This is a genomic window from Streptomyces sp. NBC_00090, assembly GCF_045160815.1.
Lineage (GTDB): Bacteria > Actinomycetota > Actinomycetes > Streptomycetales > Streptomycetaceae > Streptomyces.
Genome location: NZ_CP108224.1, coordinates 6,262,273 through 6,280,418, shown reverse-complemented (window position 1 = coordinate 6,280,418; position 18,146 = coordinate 6,262,273). Strand labels below are relative to the sequence as shown.

Annotated in this window: 15 protein-coding genes and 5 tRNA genes; 9 read left to right on the top strand and 11 right to left on the bottom strand. The window is 70.5% G+C overall.

What is annotated here, in order from left to right; all coding sequences use genetic code 11:
• Positions 1-5: 5 nt before the first annotated feature.
• Positions 6-1,430, bottom strand: coding sequence for a 3-isopropylmalate dehydratase large subunit (leuC, locus tag OG361_RS28260; protein ID WP_405857925.1), 1,425 nt, complete (start codon positions 1,428-1,430; stop codon positions 6-8).
• A 140-nt stretch (positions 1,431-1,570) separates the two neighbouring features.
• Here leuC and ndgR point away from each other — a divergent pair, with 140 nt between their 5' ends.
• On the top strand, positions 1,571-2,287 hold the full coding sequence (ndgR, locus tag OG361_RS28255) for an IclR family transcriptional regulator NdgR (protein WP_017235973.1): 717 nt from the start codon (positions 1,571-1,573) through the stop codon (positions 2,285-2,287).
• 126 nt (positions 2,288-2,413) lie between these two features.
• Here ndgR and OG361_RS28250 read toward each other — a convergent pair.
• The 9 genes from OG361_RS28250 to OG361_RS28210 form a co-directional block, all read right to left on the bottom strand.
• Positions 2,414-2,486 (bottom strand) — tRNA-Glu (locus tag OG361_RS28250).
• Positions 2,487-2,527: 41 nt separating this feature from the next.
• Positions 2,528-2,599 (bottom strand) — tRNA-Gln (locus tag OG361_RS28245).
• 14 nt (positions 2,600-2,613) lie between these two features.
• Positions 2,614-2,686: transfer RNA gene (locus tag OG361_RS28240), tRNA-Glu, on the bottom strand.
• A gap of 84 nt (positions 2,687-2,770) precedes the next feature.
• Positions 2,771-2,843 (bottom strand) — tRNA-Glu (locus OG361_RS28235).
• Positions 2,844-2,884: 41 nt separating this feature from the next.
• A tRNA-Gln gene (locus OG361_RS28230) sits at positions 2,885-2,956 on the bottom strand.
• Between the two features lie 92 nt (positions 2,957-3,048).
• Positions 3,049-3,771: an HAD family hydrolase gene (locus OG361_RS28225; protein WP_405857923.1), complete on the bottom strand. Its 723-nt coding sequence runs from the start codon at positions 3,769-3,771 to the stop codon at positions 3,049-3,051.
• A gap of 36 nt (positions 3,772-3,807) precedes the next feature.
• Positions 3,808-5,283 carry a glutamate--tRNA ligase gene (gene gltX / locus OG361_RS28220; RefSeq protein ID WP_405857921.1) on the bottom strand — a complete coding sequence of 492 codons (1,476 nt, stop codon included), beginning with the start codon at positions 5,281-5,283 and terminating at the stop codon, positions 3,808-3,810.
• On the bottom strand, positions 5,276-6,070 hold the full coding sequence (locus tag OG361_RS28215; protein ID WP_405857919.1) for a fumarylacetoacetate hydrolase family protein: 795 nt from the start codon (positions 6,068-6,070) through the stop codon (positions 5,276-5,278). Before OG361_RS28215 ends, gltX begins: the two co-directional genes overlap by 8 nt.
• Before the next feature lie 161 nt (positions 6,071-6,231).
• Positions 6,232-6,435 (bottom strand): hypothetical protein, encoded by a 204-nt coding sequence (locus OG361_RS28210; protein ID WP_405862477.1) that lies wholly within the window; start codon positions 6,433-6,435, stop codon positions 6,232-6,234.
• A 568-nt stretch (positions 6,436-7,003) separates the two neighbouring features.
• Between OG361_RS28210 and OG361_RS28205 the strand changes: the two genes are divergently transcribed.
• The 8 genes from OG361_RS28205 to OG361_RS28170 all read left to right on the top strand — a co-directional run bounded on the left by OG361_RS28205 (position 7,004) and on the right by OG361_RS28170 (position 17,761).
• Positions 7,004-10,885 (top strand): nitrate- and nitrite sensing domain-containing protein, encoded by a 3,882-nt coding sequence (locus OG361_RS28205; RefSeq protein ID WP_405857917.1) that lies wholly within the window; start codon positions 7,004-7,006, stop codon positions 10,883-10,885.
• Between the two features lie 8 nt (positions 10,886-10,893).
• Positions 10,894-11,307, top strand: a complete 414-nt coding sequence (locus OG361_RS28200) for a roadblock/LC7 domain-containing protein (RefSeq protein WP_030496942.1) — start codon at positions 10,894-10,896, stop codon at positions 11,305-11,307.
• Between the two features lie 162 nt (positions 11,308-11,469).
• Positions 11,470-11,874: a DUF742 domain-containing protein gene (locus OG361_RS28195; protein ID WP_024756254.1), complete on the top strand. Its 405-nt coding sequence runs from the start codon at positions 11,470-11,472 to the stop codon at positions 11,872-11,874.
• Positions 11,855-12,445: an ATP/GTP-binding protein gene (locus OG361_RS28190; protein WP_384573799.1), complete on the top strand. Its 591-nt coding sequence runs from the start codon at positions 11,855-11,857 to the stop codon at positions 12,443-12,445. The genes OG361_RS28195 and OG361_RS28190 overlap by 20 nt, the downstream gene beginning before the upstream one ends.
• A 374-nt stretch (positions 12,446-12,819) precedes the next feature.
• Positions 12,820-16,134, top strand: coding sequence for a nitrate- and nitrite sensing domain-containing protein (locus tag OG361_RS28185; protein WP_405857914.1), 3,315 nt, complete (start codon positions 12,820-12,822; stop codon positions 16,132-16,134).
• Between the two features lie 7 nt (positions 16,135-16,141).
• Positions 16,142-16,555: a roadblock/LC7 domain-containing protein gene (locus OG361_RS28180; protein ID WP_053725133.1), complete on the top strand. Its 414-nt coding sequence runs from the start codon at positions 16,142-16,144 to the stop codon at positions 16,553-16,555.
• 92 nt (positions 16,556-16,647) lie between these two features.
• Positions 16,648-17,199 carry a DUF742 domain-containing protein gene (locus OG361_RS28175; RefSeq protein WP_384573805.1) on the top strand — a complete coding sequence of 184 codons (552 nt, stop codon included), beginning with the start codon at positions 16,648-16,650 and terminating at the stop codon, positions 17,197-17,199.
• A complete protein-coding gene (locus tag OG361_RS28170) occupies positions 17,180-17,761 on the top strand; it encodes an ATP/GTP-binding protein (RefSeq protein ID WP_024756258.1) in 582 nt (193 codons plus the stop codon). Before OG361_RS28175 ends, OG361_RS28170 begins: the two co-directional genes overlap by 20 nt.
• Before the next feature lie 171 nt (positions 17,762-17,932).
• Here the strand turns inward: OG361_RS28170 and OG361_RS28165 are convergent, their stop codons facing one another.
• The gene (locus OG361_RS28165) at positions 17,933-18,136 is read right to left on the bottom strand and encodes an acyl-CoA carboxylase subunit epsilon (RefSeq protein WP_405857912.1); all 204 of its coding nucleotides are present in this window, start codon (positions 18,134-18,136) and stop codon (positions 17,933-17,935) included.
• Between the last annotated feature and the right edge of the window lie 10 nt (positions 18,137-18,146).

The window sequence follows — 18,146 nt, the reverse complement described above, 5'->3', positions numbered from 1 at the left end:
GTTCCTCAGACCCCCGCGGTGGTGGCGACGTCGGACAGATCGGCCGGGGAGGCCAGGTGGCCCAGGACGGCGGTGGCGGCGGCGACCTGGGGGGAGACCAGGTGGGTCCGGCCGCCCTTGCCCTGCCGGCCCTCGAAGTTGCGGTTGGAGGTGGACGCGGAGCGCTCACCGGGCGCCAGTTGGTCGGGGTTCATGCCCAGGCACATCGAGCAGCCCGCGTGCCGCCATTCGGCCCCGGCCTCCTTGAAGACCTTGTCCAGGCCCTCCTCGACGGCCTGCAGGGCGACCCGGACCGAGCCGGGGACCACCAGCATGCGGACGCCGTCGGCGACCTGGCGGCCCTGGAGCAGTCCTGCGGCGTTGCGCAGGTCCTCGATGCGGCCGTTGGTGCAGGAGCCTACGAAGACGGTGTCGACCTTGATGTCGCGCAGCGGCTGTCCGGCGGTCAACCCCATGTACTCCAGGGCCTTTTCGGCGGCGAGGCGCTCCGAAGCGTCTTCGTACGAAGCCGGGTCGGGGACGTTCGCCGAAAGCGGCGCGCCCTGGCCGGGGTTGGTGCCCCAGGTGACGAACGGGGCCAGCGCGGCGGCGTCGATGACGACCTCGGCGTCGAAGACGGCGTCCTCGTCCGACTTCAGCGTCTTCCAGTACGCGACGGCGGCGTCCCAGTCCTCGCCCTCGGGGGCGTGGGCGCGGCCCTCCAGGTAGGCGAAGGTGGTCTCGTCGGGGGCGATCATGCCCGCGCGGGCGCCGGCCTCGATCGACATGTTGCAGATGGTCATCCGGGCCTCCATCGAGAGTTTCTCGATGGCGGAGCCCCGGTACTCCAGGATGTAGCCCTGGCCGCCGCCGGTGCCGATCTTCGCGATGATCGCGAGGATCAGGTCCTTGGCGGTGACGTCCTCGGGCAGTTCGCCGTCGATCGTGATGGCCATGGTCTTGGGGCGGGCCAGCGGCAGCGTCTGGGTGGCGAGCACGTGCTCGACCTGGCTGGTGCCGATGCCGAACGCCAGCGCGCCGAAGGCGCCGTGCGTGGAGGTGTGCGAGTCGCCGCAGACGACGGTGGTGCCCGGCTGGGTCAGACCCAGCTGCGGTCCCACGACGTGGACGACGCCCTGCTCGACGTCGCCCAGCGGGTGCAGCCGGACGCCGAACTCGGCACAGTTCTTCCGCAGGGTCTCCAGCTGCGCGCGGGAGACGGGGTCCGCGATGGGCTTGTCGATGTCGAGGGTCGGGGTGTTGTGGTCCTCGGTGGCGATGGTGAGGTCGAGGCGCCGCACCTGCCGGCCGTTCTGGCGCAGGCCGTCGAAGGCCTGGGGGCTGGTCACCTCGTGCAGCAGGTGCAGATCGATGAAGAGGAGGTCGGGCTCGCCCTCGGCGCGCCGGACGACATGGTCGTCCCAGACCTTCTCCGCGAGTGTCCTACCCATCGCTTTCCCTCCGGCCGACGTCTACGCCGGCACAACTAGAGACCCGTTTCGCGGGCCGTTGTGCGGCCGCCTCACCAGAGTGACAAGTTCCTCGGGAAATTGAACTTGCGTTTCACAGAGTGAGACGCGAATATCGTTGCATGGACAACTCTAGCGGCGTAGGCGTTCTCGACAAGGCAGCCCTTGTCCTGAGCGCCCTGGAGTCCGGTCCGGCCACCCTCGCAGGACTGGTCGCGGCGACGGGACTCGCACGACCCACGGCACATCGTCTCGCCGTGGCACTGGAACACCACCGGATGGTGGCGCGTGACATGCAGGGCCGGTTCATCCTCGGACCGCGCCTCTCGGAGCTCGCGGCCGCGGCCGGCGAGGACCGCCTGCTCGCGACCGCCGGCCCCGTACTGACGCATCTGCGCGATGTCACCGGCGAGAGCGCCCAGCTCTACCGGCGCCAGGGCGACATGCGCATCTGCGTGGCGGCGGCCGAGCGGCTGTCGGGCCTGCGGGACACCGTCCCGGTCGGCTCGACGCTGACCATGAAGGCCGGCTCCTCCGCGCAGATCCTGATGGCCTGGGAGGAGCCCGAGCGGCTGCACCGCGGCCTCCAGGGCGCCCGCTTCACGGCGACGGCCCTGTCGGGCGTACGGCGCCGCGGCTGGGCCCAGTCGATCGGTGAGCGGGAGCCGGGCGTCGCGTCCGTCTCCGCGCCCGTACGCGGCCCCTCGAACCGCGTCGTGGCCGCCGTGTCGGTCTCCGGCCCGATCGAGCGTCTGACGCGCCACCCGGGTCGTATGCACGCCCAGGCGGTCATCGACGCCGCCGCCCGTCTCTCCGAGGCGCTCCGCCGCAACGGCTGACGCGCTCCGTCCCTCCTGTTCATCACCGGCCCACCGCTTCAACGCCGCAGCGGTGGGCCGGAGTTGTCCGTCCGATGGCGAACAGCGAAGAAGCCCTCCCCCGAAGGGAAGGGCTTCTTCGTCTCGTACCCCCGACCGGATTCGAACCGGCGCTACCGCCTTGAGAGGGCGGCGTGCTAGGCCGCTACACAACGGGGGCCTTTGCGGATCAGATCCGCGGATGCAGATGAGCTCTGCGAGCTGGCCTACCTGGACTCGAACCAAGAATGACGGTACCAGAAACCGTAGTGTTGCCAATTACACCATAGGCCATGGTGGTTACACCGTACCCCCGACCGGATTCGAACCGGCGCTACCGCCTTGAGAGGGCGGCGTGCTAGGCCGCTACACAACGGGGGCCCTAGCGATCCCACCCGGCATGAGCCGGGTGATGTCACCGCGGATCCACCGGGAGCTACCCAAGTGATCCGCAGGATGGATCTGTACCCCCGACCGGATTCGAACCGGCGCTACCGCCTTGAGAGGGCGGCGTGCTAGGCCGCTACACAACGGGGGCTTTGTGGATGCCATCCACGATTTGCAGATGAGCTCTGCGAGCTGGCCTACCTGGACTCGAACCAAGACTAACGGAACCAGAAACCGTCGTGCTGCCAATTACACCATAGGCCACCGGGGCAACGTCCCCACCAGGGGGATCTTGCTCGGTTTGCGCTTTCCGGGCTCTTGCCTTTCGGCTTGTTCCCCTCGGCGCAGAAAGAACATTACCCGAAGGTGGACGGTGCTCCAAAACGGGTATGCCCGCCGAGCAGGGCGGGGAGCTGGCGAAGGTCCGTGATCCGGTTCAGCTCGGGCCGGCCGCCGCTGTCCGCGCGGTCCAGCCAGACGCCCAGGAGCCCCGCCTCCACCGCGCCCCGCGCGTCGATGTCGGGCTGGTCCCCGACGTACGCCACCTCGCCCGGGGCCAGGCCAAGGGCGGTACAGGCCGCGTGGAAGGCCTCCGCGGCGGGCTTGGCGACACCGAGCTCGGCCGCGCAGAGGACGGCCTCGAAGCGGTCGCGCACGCCCAGGACACGGAGCTTGTGGTCCTGGTTGTGGATGCTCGAGTTCGACAGGATCCCGTGACGGTAGTCACGGGCCAGCAGGTCGAGCACGGGGACGGCGTCGGGGAAGAGCTCCCAGGCCGCCTCGTAGTGGGCGACGTACCGCTGGAACCACTCGTCGGCCGCCTCGGCGCCGAGCCCCGGCTCCCGCAGGAAGTCCCTGACCCGCTCCCGCCGCTGCTCCTGGAAGTCGACCCCGCCGGCCTCGAAGCGGCGCCAGTGGAGCGTGGTGAGCTCCCGCCAACGACCGAGGGCCTGGTCGACGGAGTCGTATCCGTCGACCAGGCCCTCGGCCGTCAGGTGCTCGCTCATGCCGACGTGGTCGGCACGGGCGTAGTCGAAGAGCGTGTCGTCCACGTCCCACAGGACCGCGCGGATGGCCATGGCCCGACCGTACCGCGCGGCCCGTACGGGCGTCCCTTACGCGGCGAGCTTCGCCAGCGCCGCGTCGATGCGGGCGAGGGTCTTCTCCTTGCCCAGGATCTCCAGGGACTCGAAGAGGGGGAGGCCGACCGTGCGGCCGGTGACGGCGACACGGACGGGGGCCTGGGCCTTGCCGAGCTTGAGGCCGTGGGCCTCGCCGGCGACCAGGACCGCGTTCTTGAGGGACTCGGGGTCGTTCCAGTCGGCGTCCACGAGCTTCTCGCGGGCCGTGGTGAGCAGCGCGGCCGGCTCGCCCTTCATCGCCTTGTCCCACGAGGGCTGGTCGAAGACCGGCTCCGCGAGGAAGAGGAAGTCGACGTTGGCCGTGATCTCCGAGAGGACCGTCATACGGGTCTGGGCGTGCGGCGCGATGGCCTCCCAGGCGGCGCGGTCGAAGTCCTCGGGCGCCCAGTTGGCGTGCGGGGCCTTCAGCCAGGGCTCGCAGGCCTCGGCGAAGGTCTTCACGTCCAGCATCCGGATGTGGTCGGCGTTGATCGACTCGGCCTTCTTGAGGTCGAAGCGCGCCGGGTTGGCGTTGACGTCGGCGATGTCGAACTTCTTCACCATCTCGGGGATGGTGAAGATGTCCTGGTCGGCGGAGAAGGACCAGCCGAGCAGGGAGAGGTAGTTCAGGAGGCCCTCGGGGAGGAAGCCGCGCTCCCGGTAGAGGTTGAGGGAGGCCTGCGGGTCGCGCTTGGAGAGCTTCTTGTTGCCCTCGCCCATGACGTACGGCAGGTGGCCGAAGGCGGGGATCTCCTTGGCGACGCCCAGCTCGATCAGCGCCTTGTAGAGCGCGATCTGGCGCGGGGTGGAGGAGAGCAGGTCCTCGCCGCGCAGGACGTGGGTGATCTCCATCAGGGCGTCGTCGACCGGGTTGACCAGGGTGTAGAGCGGGGCGCCGTTGGCCCGGAGGATGCCGTAGTCCGGGACGTTGTCCGGGGTGAAGGTGAGCTCGCCGCGGACGAGGTCGTCGAAGGTGATCGGCTCGTCGGGCATCCGGAAGCGGACGATGGACTCGCGGCCCTCGGCGCGGTAGCGCTCGATGCGCTCGGCGCTCAGGTTGCGGCAGGTGCCGTCGTAGCCGGACGGCTTGCCGGCCAGACGGGCGGCGTCACGACGGGCTTCCAGTTCCACGGCGGTGCAGAAGCAGTGGTACGCGTAGCCGCCGGCGAGCAGCTTGTCGGCGACGTCCTTGTAGATGTCCATCCGCTGCGACTGGCGGTACGGCGCGTGCGGGCCGCCGGCCTCCGGGCCCTCGTCCCAGTCGAGCCCGAGCCAGCGCAGCGAGTCGAGCAGCTGGTTGTACGACTCCTCGGAGTCGCGGGCCGCGTCGGTGTCCTCGATGCGGAAGACCATGGTGCCCTCGTTGTGCCGGGCGAAGGCCCAGTTGAAGAGAGCGGTGCGGACCAGGCCCACGTGGGGGTTGCCGGTCGGCGAGGGACAGAAACGGACGCGGATGTTCGCGTTAGCCACGCTTGATCACCTTATTGGTGAGAGTGCCGATGCCTTCGATGGTGACGGCGACCTCGTCGCCGACGTTGAGGGGGCCGACCCCGGCGGGGGTGCCGGTGAGGATGACGTCGCCCGGGAGCAGCGTCATGGCCTCGGTGATGTGGACGACCAGGTCCTCGATGGAGCGGATCATGTCGCTCGTCCGACCCAGCTGGCGCTGCTCGCCGTTGACCGTCGCCTGGATGGTCAGGTCGCTCGCGGCGGCGATGCTCATGCCCGTCTCCACCCAGGGGCCCAGGGGGCAGGAGGTGTCGAAGCCCTTGGCGCGGGCCCACTGCTTCTCGCGCTGCTGGGCGTCGCGGGCGGTGACGTCGTTGGCGCAGGTGTAGCCGAAGATGACGTCCTTGACGCGCTCGCGGGGGACCTCGCGGCACATGCGGCCGATGACCACGGCCAGCTCGGCCTCGTGGTGCAGCTCGTTGGAGAAGGAGGGGTACTCGATGGCGTCGCCGGAGCCGATCACCGAGGTGGTGGGCTTGAAGAAGGCGACGGGGACCTCGGGGACCTCGTTGCCGAGTTCGGCCGCGTGCTCCGCGTAGTTGCGGCCGATGGCCACGACCTTGTTGGGGAGCACGGGCGGCAGGAGCCGTACTTTGCTCAGCGGGACCTTGGTGCCGCTGAGCTCGAAGTCGGTGTACGGGATGCCCTTGATGATGTCGAGGACGAGGCCGCCGGACTCGACGGTTCCCTCGCCCTCGACGGCGCCGAAGGCCACATTGCCGTCGATGGAGAATCTGGCGATGCGCACGAGTGCTGTCGCCCCTCACTTGGTACTTGCTGGAGTCTGACGCTCCAGGCTAACGCGGCGCGGGGGCGGCCGACCGGCGATATCGCCGGGGCGAAGCGTGCCGGTGGGGTGAGCTCGCGGCGAGCTCCCGGGAGCTCGGGACGGGCCCGGGGCGGTGCCGGCTAGCGGGACGCGGAGGCGTAGGGGGCCGGCTCGTAGGGGGCCGGGGCGGTCATGAGGATCGTGCGGCGCGGGTTGGCCGTCCGTCCCGGCAGTTCGGCCGCGTACTCGGGCTGGGCGCCCCGGCCGAGCTGTGCGGCGTCCTCGAGGTGGACGAGGGTGGAGCGGCGCGGGTTGGCCGTGGTGTGGAGCGTCGTCGTCTTCATCGCGGTGTTCAGACCCTGTCCCGGGACGGGCGCCCCTGCGGGCGCGAGCATCGTGTAAAGCGTCAGGCTAAACATGCGATTCCCTTCGAATGCATGGCTAAGGCATCGATCATCGTGTGAGTTTGCTCACCAATCACTCCACATTCCAGGCATTACGGACTGCCATGACCCGTCACGGAAACGGGCATTCCACCACTGAATGCTCTATTCCGCTCCTGATCATCGCGACTGGGACACACGGGTACGCCCAGCCATTGGAGTGGAAAAGTCCCAATCCTCCGTGATCATCTTCTACATGGGGTGACACACCGGCCACTGGTTGTCATCCCCCTACGGGCGCGATACTCGGCCCTTGTTGGAGATCCGGCACTGTGCTGGAATTCCACGCACCGCCGCGGGTTTCAAGCCGGCGCGCAGGAGGCGCACACAGCGCCGGGCAAGTGGCGGGGAAGGGGGATCTGCGCCGGTCACCGACGACCACCCTGGGGCGCACCACGCGTCCCAAAAACGCCGACACCGTCCTCTCCGTTCACCCGGAAGGACGCCTGGTCCAGAGGTTGCGACGCTAGTGCAGGGACGTTTCAAGAGGGATGGCTCGGGGTCTCCCCAGGCCCGTCAGGGCCGAGCCGAAGCTCCGGCGGAGCAGGAACCGCGTGCCGGGACCGACCGCGGTCCCTCGGCCTCGCACACCCCCAACCAGGGTCAGGGACCGTCCGGCGACGGCGGTGACGGCAGGCGCGCGAGCGTCAAGGCCGCACCCGCCGAGCCCACCGCGGCTCCCCCCAAGGCCAGGGCCGAGAACGAGGTCGGCCCGCGAATAGCCCTGCGCAACTGGCGCATCTCCACGCGTCTGGTCGCGCTGCTCACCCTCCCGGTGGTCGCGGCGACCACCCTGGGCGGCATCCGTATCAGCGAGTCGCTCCAGGACATCGAGCAGCTCGACCACATGCAGCTGCTGACCAAGCTGACCCGTGAGGCGACCGACCTCGCCCAGGCCCTCCAGGCCGAGCGTGACCTCTCCGCCGGTCCGCTGGCCAACGGCAGGCCCGTCAGCGACTACCAGGTCTCCAACCCGCGCAAGCGGACCGACCGCGAGTACAAGGCCTTCCTCGACGCCACCGAGGAGATCCCGAGCACCGAGGGCGACGAGGCGCTGCGGAGCATCCGGCAGAACGTCAGCCAGATCGCCTCCCAGGTCATCCAGCTCAACACGATCCGCGGCAACGCCTACGAGAAGGGCGTCGCCCACTCGGTGACGGTCGAGGCGTACAGCCGTCTCATCCGCTCGCTGCTGAGCCTGTCCCAGGACATGGCGCAGGCGACCAGTAACCCCGAGATGATCAAGCGGACCCGGGCGCTCGCCGCCTTCTCGTCCGCCAAGGAGTACGCCTCCATCCAGCAGGCGATCATCGCCGCCGCGCTCCCCGCGAGCGACAAGACCGCCGGTCGGATCCAGCAGGGTGACCGCCTCTACGGCGAGGCCGCGCTCAACTCCGAGGGCGTCGAGCTCAAGTCCTTCCAGGCGATCTACGAGTCGGCCGGTGGTGACGCCACCGAGCGGACCGAGTCGCTGAACTCCGGTGACCCGTCGATCACCGCCGCCGACAAGTACGCGGAGCGCGTGCTGAAGTCGGACGAGGCGATGCCCGGCGGCACCAAGCGCGGTCACCTCAACTTCACCGACGAGTACGGCACCAAGATCACCGCCATGAACCGCATCGAGCGCGGTCTGCTCGGCGACATGGAGTCGATGGCCCGTGAGCTGCGCCAGGAGGCGCAGCGCGACGCCATCATCAACGGTGCCCTGATCCTCCTCGTCCTCGGCGTCTCGCTCATCGGCGCCTTCGTCGTGGCCCGGTCGATGATCCGCTCGCTGCGCCGGCTCCAGGACACCGCGACCAAGGTCGCCCAGGACCGGCTGCCCGAGCTCGTCAAGCAGCTCTCCGAGTCGGACCCGCAGGACGTCGACACCTCCGTCGAGTCCGTCGGTGTGCACTCCCGGGACGAGATCGGCCAGGTGGCCGCGGCCTTCGACGACGTGCACCGCGAGGCCGTCCGCCTCGCCGCCGAGCAGGCCCTCCTCCGGGGCAACGTCAACGCGATGTTCACCAACCTCTCGCGCCGTTCCCAGGGCCTCATCCAGCGTCAGCTCTCGCTCATCTCCGAGCTGGAGTCCCGCGAGGCCGACCCCGACCAGCTCTCCTCGCTGTTCAAGCTGGACCACCTCGCGACCCGTATGCGCCGGAACGGCGAGAACCTCCTCGTCCTCGCCGGTGAGGAGCCGGGCCGTCGCTGGACCCGCCCGGTCCCGCTGGTCGACGTGCTCCGTGCCGCCGCCTCCGAGGTGGAGCAGTACGAGCGCATCGAGCTGGCCGCGGTCCCGGCGACCGAGGTCGCCGGCCGGGTCGTCAACGACCTCGTGCACCTCCTCGCCGAGCTGCTGGAGAACGCCACCTCGTTCTCCTCCCCCCAGACCAAGGTCCGGGTCACCGGTCACGCGCTGCCCGACGGCCGGGTGCTCGTCGAGATCCACGACACCGGCATCGGCCTCTCCCCCGAGGACCTCGCCGCGATCAACGAGCGGCTCGCCTCGCCGCCCGTGGTGGACGTCTCGGTCTCCCGACGCATGGGTCTGTTCGTGGTCGGCCGCCTGTCCCTGCGACACGGCATCCGCATCCAGCTGCGCCCCTCCGACTCGGGCGGCACGACGGCGCTCGTCATGCTTCCGGTGGACGTCGCCCAGGGCAACAAGAAGCCCACGCCCAAGCCGGGCGCCGGTGGCCAGGGTGCGATGCCCCCGGGTGCCTCCGCCCCCGGCGGCCGCGTCCCCGGCGGTCCCGGCGCGGCCGGTGGCCCCGGCGGCGGACGGCCCGGCGTTCCGGGCGGTGCCCCCTCGTCGGCGGCCGGCCGGCTCGGTGCCGGTGCCGGTGCCGCGCGCGGTCAGGTCGGTACGAGCGGTCCGCGGGCCGCGCTGCCCGGCCGCGACGGCGCCCCGCTCACGGGTGGCCCCCAGCCGTCCCGTACCGCGCAGCCGCAGAACGCCCAGCTGGACCAGACCGGGCAGCTGCCGCAGGTCCCCCCGGCCCCGCAGCAGCAGGACCCGCTGCGTCCGGGCCCCGGCACCGGCGGTCTGATCGGTGGTGCGGCGAGCGCCATCCCGTCCCGTACGGACGTGTGGGGCAACCAGGGTGCCCCGCAGGCCGGACCCGGCGCTCCGCAGCACGCTCCGCAGTCCCAGGCCCCTCAGTCGCAGGCTCCGCAGCAGGCCCCGCAGGGCGACCAGCCCGGCGGGTACGGCTTCCCGCGCGCCGAGCTGCCCGGCGGCAACCCGCAGCAGCAGCGCCCGCAGGCCGCGAGCTGGGGCAACGACCCGGCGCAGCAGCCGGTTCGGCGCCCGCAGCAGGAGATGTCCCCGCTGGACGCGCCGCGCGGTCACGAGGACCCGGAGACGACGGGCCGGTACGCGGCTCCGGCGGCCCCTCAGGGCCCCGGTTCCACGGGCCAGTTCCCGCGCCCCGACTTCGGTGCCCCGCAGCAGGGCCAGCAGGGCCAGCAGCAGCCGCAGGCCCCGCAGATCCAGGCGTACCCGGGCGGTGTGCAGGACCCGGCGTCGACGGCGCAGTTCCCGCGTCCCGACTTCGGTGCCCCGCAGGGTCCCGGCTCCACGGGCCAGTTCCCGCGCCCCGACTTCGGCGCCCCGCAGCAGCCCCAGCAGGGCCAGCAGCCGCAGCAGGGCCAGCAGCCCCAGGCCTACCAGGGCGGCCAGCAGCAGCAGTACGGCCGGCAGCCCTACGTACCGCAGGCCCAGCAGGCCCCGCAGCAGGCCCCGCAGGCGCCGGCCCCGAGGCAGCGGAGCGGCGGTGGCGACTTCGGTGCCCCGCGCCCGGCCGAGGGGCAGGCCCCGCAGCCGCGTCAGCCCCAGCTCCAGCAGCCCCGCCGTCCGGAGGCACTGCCGCCGGCCGGTTCGGGCGACGGTCGTACCCCGCTGTACGACACGCTGGAGACCAACTGGTTCCACCAGGAGCAGGCGCAGCGGGAGGCCGCGCAGCAGGCGCAGGCCCCGGCCGCGCCGCAGGCCCCCGCTCCGGCGGAGCAGCGTCCGGCCGGAGGCCCGGCCGGTGCCGGCGCCGGTGACGGCCGGCAGAACGGCGGGGCCGCCTGGCGGACCTCGCCCAACGACGAGTTGGTGCGTCAGGCGGAGCGGGTGCGCAAGCCCGCTGCCGGCGGCGTCACCACCTCCGGCCTTCCTCGGCGTGTGCCGAAGGCCAACCTCGTACCCGGGACCGCACAGGAGCAGGCCCACACGGCCGGCCCCCAGGTCTCGCGTGCACCCGACGACGTCCGCGGCCGGCTGACAAATCTGCGCCGCGGCATCCAGCAGGGCCGACAGGCGGGTAACTCGACCACGGGTAACCACCACCTCGGTCCGAACCACCAGCAGGAGCGTTAGTGAACGCGATGAGCCAGGCGGCGCAGAATCTGAACTGGTTGATCACCAACTTCGTGGACAACACCCCTGGGGTGTCCCACACAGTGGTGGTCTCCGCCGACGGACTCCTGCTGGCCATGTCCGAAGGATTCCCCCGCGACCGCGCCGACCAGCTGGCGGCGGTCGCATCCGGACTGACCTCGCTGACCGCGGGCGCGTCCCGGATCTTCGAGGGCGGTCCTGTCGCTCAGACCGTGGTGGAGATGGAGCGCGGCTTCCTCTTCCTCATGTCCGTCTCGGACGGCTCCTCGCTGGCCGTACTCGCGCACCCCGAGTGCGACATCGGCCTCGTGGGCTACGAGATGGCGCTGCTGGTCGACCGGGCCGGCAGCGTACTCACCCCTGATCTCCGCGCGGAGCTCCAGGGCAGCCTGCTCCACTAGCCGGTCCACCCATCGGTCACGGACCCCCATCACGCATCGACCGACCGACAGGGCGGTACGCCCCTCCGTACCGCCCTGGCACGTTCATCGTCCGGCCGCCCCACCCGGCCCCCCACCGGCCCCATCAGACGGCGGAAGTTCGCTGTCACGCCCGGAGGATTCATGACCCCGCCCCCCGCCTCTCACGATCCGTACGGCGCCTCAGTCGACGAGTACGGATACGAGGGCGACCAGCCGCTGGTGCGTCCGTACGCGATGACCGGCGGCCGGACCCGGCCGCGCTACCAGCTCGCCATCGAGGCGCTGGTCAGCACCACGGCCGACCCGGCGCACCTCGCCACGCTGCTGCCCGAGCACCAGCGCATCTGCCACCTGTGCCGTGAGGTCAAGTCGGTGGCCGAGGTGTCGGCGCTGCTGTCGATGCCGCTCGGTGTCGCCCGGATCCTCGTCGCCGACCTGGCGGAGGCCGGCATGGTGGCGATCCACCAGCCGGGCAACGGAGAGACCGGCGGCACGCCGGACGTGACACTGCTCGAAAGGGTGCTCAGTGGACTTCGCAAGCTCTAGCGGCGGTACCGGCTCTCAGGGCCGGTCGACCACCAGCGCCAAGATCGTCGTGGCGGGTGGCTTCGGCGTGGGCAAGACCACGTTCGTCGGCGCCGTATCGGAGATCAACCCGCTGCGTACCGAGGCCGTCATGACCTCCGCCTCGGCGGGGATCGACGACCTGACCCACACCGGGGGCAAGACCACCACCACGGTGGCGATGGACTTCGGTCGTATCACCCTGGACCAGGACCTGATCCTGTACCTCTTCGGTACCCCCGGTCAGGACCGCTTCTGGTTCATGTGGGACGACCTCGTCCGCGGCGCCATCGGCGCCGTCGTCCTCGTCGACACCCGGCGCCTCGCCGACTGCTTCCCCGCGGTCGACTACTTCGAGAACAGCGGCCTGCCGTTCGTCATCGCCCTCAACGGCTTCGACGGACACCAGCCCTACCAGCCCGAGGAAGTCCGCGAAGCGCTCCAGATCGGCCCCGACACCCCCATCATCATCACCGACGCCCGCCACCGCGCGGACGCCAAGAGCGCGCTCATCACCCTCGTCGAGCACGCCCTCATGGCCCGCCTGAAGTAGCGGACCGGGGGAACCCGACCGGCCCGTCGACCAGCGCACGGACCCGTGCGTCTGTCATATGCCCCTGCCTGGGGGCGGTCTGTGTCCTTCGACACGGCCGCCCTCGTGTTCATAACGTTTCGACAGAGAATTGGGGCGCCTCGGACACCCGACGCATCCAATCGGTGTCACTGCGCTCACATGAGCCCCGCCATTTGGCGGGGCTCGCTCTTTATGCCCGTTTTATTCGCGGTCCGGACCGCGAAAAGCGGTTCCGTCCCACTGTTTGGAACGGAACCCCTTCACGTGCTGCAATTCATGAACTCCCGAGTAGTACGGCCCTGAACGAAACACCGGCACAACGTAGGTGCCGACGCCGAGAGGTTGTTGGTCGAGTGAGGCGCAGCAAGGAAAGCTCCGCGGAGCAGGAGACGCGGGGCAACTTCACCCCGCCGTCGCGCACAGCCGTGTCGCCTGCGGACGTGCCCGTGACGCCGCCGCCGACCGCGGCCGCTCCGGGCAGCTCCAGCAAGCTGTCGCCGCGGAACTGGCGGGTACCCACCCGACTGAACGCGATCCTCCTCATACCCGTGCTGGTCGGCCTCGTCATGGGCGGCTTCCAGGTCAAGGGGTCGATCGACACCTGGCAGGAGGCGCAGGACGCCGAGAAGACGGCGCTCATCGTGCGGGCCGCCTCGGAGTACAGCACCGCCCTGCTGAACGAGCGTGACCTCACCGCCGCTCCGCTGCTCGCCGCGAAGACCCCCGAGGACCGCAAGAGCGACGACGTCACGCAGGCGTACGCCGCGACCGACGCCGCCCGCCTCAAGTTCGACGAGGCGGCCAAGAACCTTCCCTCGGGGCAGGGCCTGGAGCGCCGTCTGCGGCTCTTCAGGGACGAGGAGCCGAAGCTCGAGGCGCTGCGCAAGGCCGCGTACAGCCGCTCCCTCGACCCGGTGAACACCCAGCTCGGGTACACCGGCGTCCAGCACTACCTCACCGAGTTCTCCAACGAGCTCGGCCTCGGCACCGGCAACGTCACCGCGTACGGCCGCAGCGTCTACGCCGTCCAGCTCGCCAAGGGCGCCGAGTCGCTCCAGCGCTCGATCGGCACCCAGCTCCTGGTCCGGCCCAGCCGCCAGGAAGCGGTCTTCGCCCAGCAGTCCGTGGCCTTCAACTCGTACAACTACCTGGAGCAGATCGCCCTCGGCGAGTACAGCTCCGGCGGTATGCCCGAGGACGTCGAGCTCCTCAAGAAGATCATGGCCGGCAAGGCCGCCGAGGGCGCGAAGCAGATGCAGGCCGCCGACGTCGAGCTGCCCAAGGGCAAGGACGGCTCCGTCTACTCCGGCGCCGCCTCCGCGATCGGTACCGCCAAGGACCCCGAGGCCCTGGCGGCCCTGAAGGCCCAGGGCATCACCGCCGAGACCTGGATGGCCATCGCCACCGCCAAGTTCGAGGGCTACTCCGAGGCCGAGAAGTCGCTCGTCGACAAGGCCGTGGCCGAGGCCGTCAAGATCTCCGACGAGGCCAAGACGGACGCCTGGGTCAACGGCGCCATCGTCGTCATCGCCCTGCTCGCCGCCTTCATCCTCGCCGGGATGATGGCCCGCCAGATGAGCCGCTCGATGCAGCAGCTGCGCACCGCCGCCTTCGGCATCGCCGAGCAGCGCCTGCCGATGCTCGTCGACCAGCTGTCCCGTACCGAGCCCGGCCGGGTCGACACCCGCGTCCAGCCGATCCCGATCGACTCGCAGGACGAGATCGGCGAGGTCGCCCGCGCCTTCGACCAGGTCCACCGCGAGGCCGTCCGGCTCGCCGCCGAGCAGGCCATGCTCCGGGGCAACGTCAACGCGATCTTCACCAACCTCTCGCGCCGCAACCAGTCGCTGATCGAGGGCCAGCTGACCCTCATCACCGACCTGGAGAACAACGAGGCCGACCCGGACCAGCTGGAGAACCTCTTCAAGCTGGACCACCTGGCGACCCGTATGCGCCGCAACGGCGAGAACCTCCTCGTCCTCGCCGGCGAGGAGCCGGGCCGCCGCTGGGACCAGCCGGTCCCGCTGGTCGACGTCATGCGCGCCGCCTCCTCCGAGGTGGAGCAGTACGAGCGCATCGAGCTGGCCGGCGTGCCCGAGGCCGAGATCCACGGCCAGGCCGTGACCGACCTCGTCCACCTGCTCGCCGAGCTCCTGGAGAACGCCACCACGTTCTCCTCCCCGCAGACCAAGGTGCGCGTCACCGCGACCCGTCTCCCCGACGGCCGCGTGATGGTCGAGATCCACGACAAGGGCATCGGCCTGACCGCCGAGGACTTCGCGGACATCAACCACAAGCTGGCCAACCCGCCGACCGTGGACGCCGCCGTCTCGCAGCGCATGGGCCTCTTCGTGGTCGGCCGCCTCGCCGACCGGCACGGCATCCGGGTCCAGCTGCGCCCCTCGGGCGAGCAGGCCGGGACGACCTCGCTCGTCATGCTGCCGGACGCGATCACGCACGGCGGTGGCGGCGAGCAGCCGGTCCACGACGACTTCACCGTCTCGCAGATCATTCCCCGGCAGCAGCAGCCGAACATCTTCGAGGCCCCGGCCCCGCAGGCGATGCTGACCGCGGCCGACCTCGGCTTCGACGACTCGCGCTACGAGGAGCAGGGCGACGGTGAGCAGTCGCTCGACCCGGTCAACCGCTCGCTGAACCGCGAGGGACGGCGCGCGACCCTGGGCACCCAGGCGCAGGGCGGCGACCGCCCGCTCTTCCGCGACGAGTCGGAGCCGGCCGCGCAGGGGTACGACCAGGCCCCGCAGGAGTACGGCCAGGGCCAGGAGTACGCGCAGCCCGAGGCGTACGGCCAGGAGTACGCGGGCGAGTACGCCCCGGCGCAGGAGCACGCGCAGGAGTACGCGCAGCCCCAGCAGGATTACGTGCAGCAGCCCCCGCAGGAGTACGGCCGGGAATACGCCGACGGCTACCCGCAGCAGGGCTACGAGACGTACCCGCAGACCGGCTATGCGGAAGCCTCGTACGAGACTGCGGAAACCGAACACCAGCAGTACGGCAACGCGTTCGATCCCCACGCCCACCAGGGAGAGTGGCAGGATCAGAGCGCTTACCAGGGCGGCTACGGACAGCAGTACGGAGCGGAATCGGAATCTGCTCCGAGCGCTCCCGAACAGGCCCCCGACCGCGTAGGCTTCGACCGTCCGGGTCCCACTCCGAACCCCGCTCCGGACGCCGGCCACGCGCTGACCGACGCAGGTCTGCCGCGCCGCGGCAGCGTCGCCCCGCAGACGCAGCAGGCGCCGCGACAGGCACCGCCGGCACAGGCGCAGCAGCCCGCACAGGCCCCGCAGCCGACGCAGGCCGAGCAGCCGGCGGGGTCGGTAGAGCAGGCGCAGAACGAAGCCGAAGGCTCCGAGGCCTGGCGCTCGACCAACGACGAGCGCTGGCAGCGGGCCGGGAAGCTCAAGGACCCGAAGGCGGGCGGGGTCACCTCGTCCGGTCTTCCCCGACGGGTCCCGAAGGCCAACCTGGTCGAGGGCACGGCGGAGCAGACCCCGCAGGGCGGCCCCCAGGTCTCCCGCGCACCCGAGGACGTACGGGGCAGGTTGAGCAACCTGCGCCGCGGCGTCCAGCAGGGACGCAACGCGGGAACGGACACGAACGGATCGGGCCTCGGCCCGGGCAGTACCTACAACCAGGAGCGTTAGTGTGAGCATGAGCCAGGCGGCGCAGAATCTGAACTGGTTGATCACCAACTTCGTGGACAACACCCCCGGGGTGTCCCACACCGTGGTGGTCTCCGCCGACGGACTCCTGCTGGCGATGTCCGAGGGTTTCCCTCGTGACCGAGCCGACCAGCTGGCGGCCGTCGCCTCCGGACTGACCTCGCTGACCGCGGGCGCGTCCCGGATCTTCGAGGGTGGTGCGGTCAACCAGACCGTGGTGGAGATGGAGCGCGGCTTCCTCTTCATCATGTCGGTCTCGGACGGCTCCTCGCTGGCCGTGCTCGCCCACCCGGAGGCCGACATCGGCCTCGTGGGCTACGAGATGGCCCTGCTCGTGGACCGCGCGGGCTCCGTCCTCACTCCTGACCTCCGGGCGGAGCTTCAGGGAAGTCTTCTCAACTAACAGACAGACAGTGCGTTTCACGTCACCGCACCGTAAGGTGCGGTGGCGCGGTTCCAAGGGACATGGACCGCGAGGCAGTCGGAGGAGGAGACGTGGGAACACCCCCGGGCGCAAGCCACTACAACGGATATGACGCGCACCAGGCGCCGCTGGGCGACACCGCGCAGAACCGGTTCAACTTTCCCTCCGCCCCGAGCAGACAGGGTGTTTCGCAGCCCTACCGGCAGCAGCCGCAGGGCCAGCACACGCCCGCGGGTTCGCCGAGCTCCTCGCGCTCCTCGTCCGGCGGTGGTACGGGCGGGCACAACCCGCTCGTACGTCCGTACGCGATGACCGGCGGCCGGACCCGGCCGCGCTACCAGCTCGCCATCGAGGCGCTGGTCAGCACCACGGCCGATCTGGCCAGGCTGCAGGGGCAGTTGCCCGAGCACCAGCGGATCTGCCAGCTGTGCATCGAGATCAAGTCGGTCGCCGAGATCTCGGCCCTGCTCTCCATTCCCCTCGGCGTCGCCCGAATCCTCGTCGCCGACCTGGCGGAGGCCGGACTCGTCGCCATCCACCAGCCAGGCGGCGACGAAGCCGCCGGCGGCCAGCCAGCCGTGACACTGCTCGAAAGGGTGCTCAGTGGACTTCGCAAGCTCTAGCGGCGGTGCAGCCCGCTCAACCACCAGCGCGAAGATCGTGGTGGCGGGCGGCTTCGGCGTGGGCAAGACCACGTTCGTCGGCGCCGTCTCGGAGATCAACCCGCTGCGTACCGAGGCCGTCATGACGTCTGCTTCCGCAGGCATCGACGACCTCACGCACACCGGCGACAAGACGACGACGACTGTCGCCATGGACTTCGGCCGCATCACCCTGGACCAGGACCTGATCCTGTACCTCTTCGGTACCCCCGGTCAGGACCGCTTCTGGTTCATGTGGGACGACCTCGTCCGCGGCGCCATCGGCGCCGTCGTCCTCGTCGACACCCGGCGCCTCGCCGACTGCTTCCCCGCGGTCGACTACTTCGAGAACAGCGGCCTGCCGTTCGTCATCGCCCTCAACGGCTTCGACGGACACCAGCCCTACCAGCCCGAGGAAGTCCGCGAAGCGCTCCAGATCGGCCCCGACACCCCCATCATCATCACCGACGCCCGCCACCGCGCGGACGCCAAGAGCGCGCTCATCACCCTCGTCGAGCACGCCCTCATGGCCCGCCTGCGGTAGTCCCGACGGACGTCGGTAAGAATTCTCGCGGAGGCCCCGCGCACCGGTCGGTGCGCGGGGCCTCCGTTCTCGGTTGAGGTGTACCGGTACGCCGGTACGGGTACACCGGTACGCCGGTACGCCGAAGGCCCCCGCTCCTGGACGGAGCGGGGGCCTTCGGTGCGGCGGGGGTCAGCCCTGCCAGGAGTGGGAGGGGCGGAAGCCCGACTGGCGCTCCAGGCGGCGCCAGCCGGCCGTGGAGCGGCCGTCGTGCGCCGCCGCGTCCTCATCGGGGCGGGCGGACGCGCGGGCGAGCAGGACCGCCGTTATGGCGGCGAGCTCCTCGGGATCGGCGTGGCCCTTCTCGACACGGAGAAGATTGGCAGGGGTGCTCACGTGAATGGCT

What these genes read in the sequence shown, in the direction of transcription:
- leuC (WP_405857925.1), bottom strand. Translation starts at nt 1,430, where the DNA reads ATGGGTAGGACACTCGCGGAGAAGGTCTGGGACGACCATGTCGTCCGG.
- ndgR (WP_017235973.1), top strand. Translation starts at nt 1,571, where the DNA reads ATGGACAACTCTAGCGGCGTAGGCGTTCTCGACAAGGCAGCCCTTGTC.
- OG361_RS28225 (WP_405857923.1), bottom strand. Translation starts at nt 3,771, where the DNA reads ATGGCCATCCGCGCGGTCCTGTGGGACGTGGACGACACGCTCTTCGAC.
- OG361_RS28210 (WP_405862477.1), bottom strand. Translation starts at nt 6,435, where the DNA reads ATGAAGACGACGACGCTCCACACCACGGCCAACCCGCGCCGCTCCACC.
- OG361_RS28200 (WP_030496942.1), top strand. Translation starts at nt 10,894, where the DNA reads ATGAGCCAGGCGGCGCAGAATCTGAACTGGTTGATCACCAACTTCGTG.
- OG361_RS28195 (WP_024756254.1), top strand. Translation starts at nt 11,470, where the DNA reads ATGACCCCGCCCCCCGCCTCTCACGATCCGTACGGCGCCTCAGTCGAC.
- OG361_RS28180 (WP_053725133.1), top strand. Translation starts at nt 16,142, where the DNA reads ATGAGCCAGGCGGCGCAGAATCTGAACTGGTTGATCACCAACTTCGTG.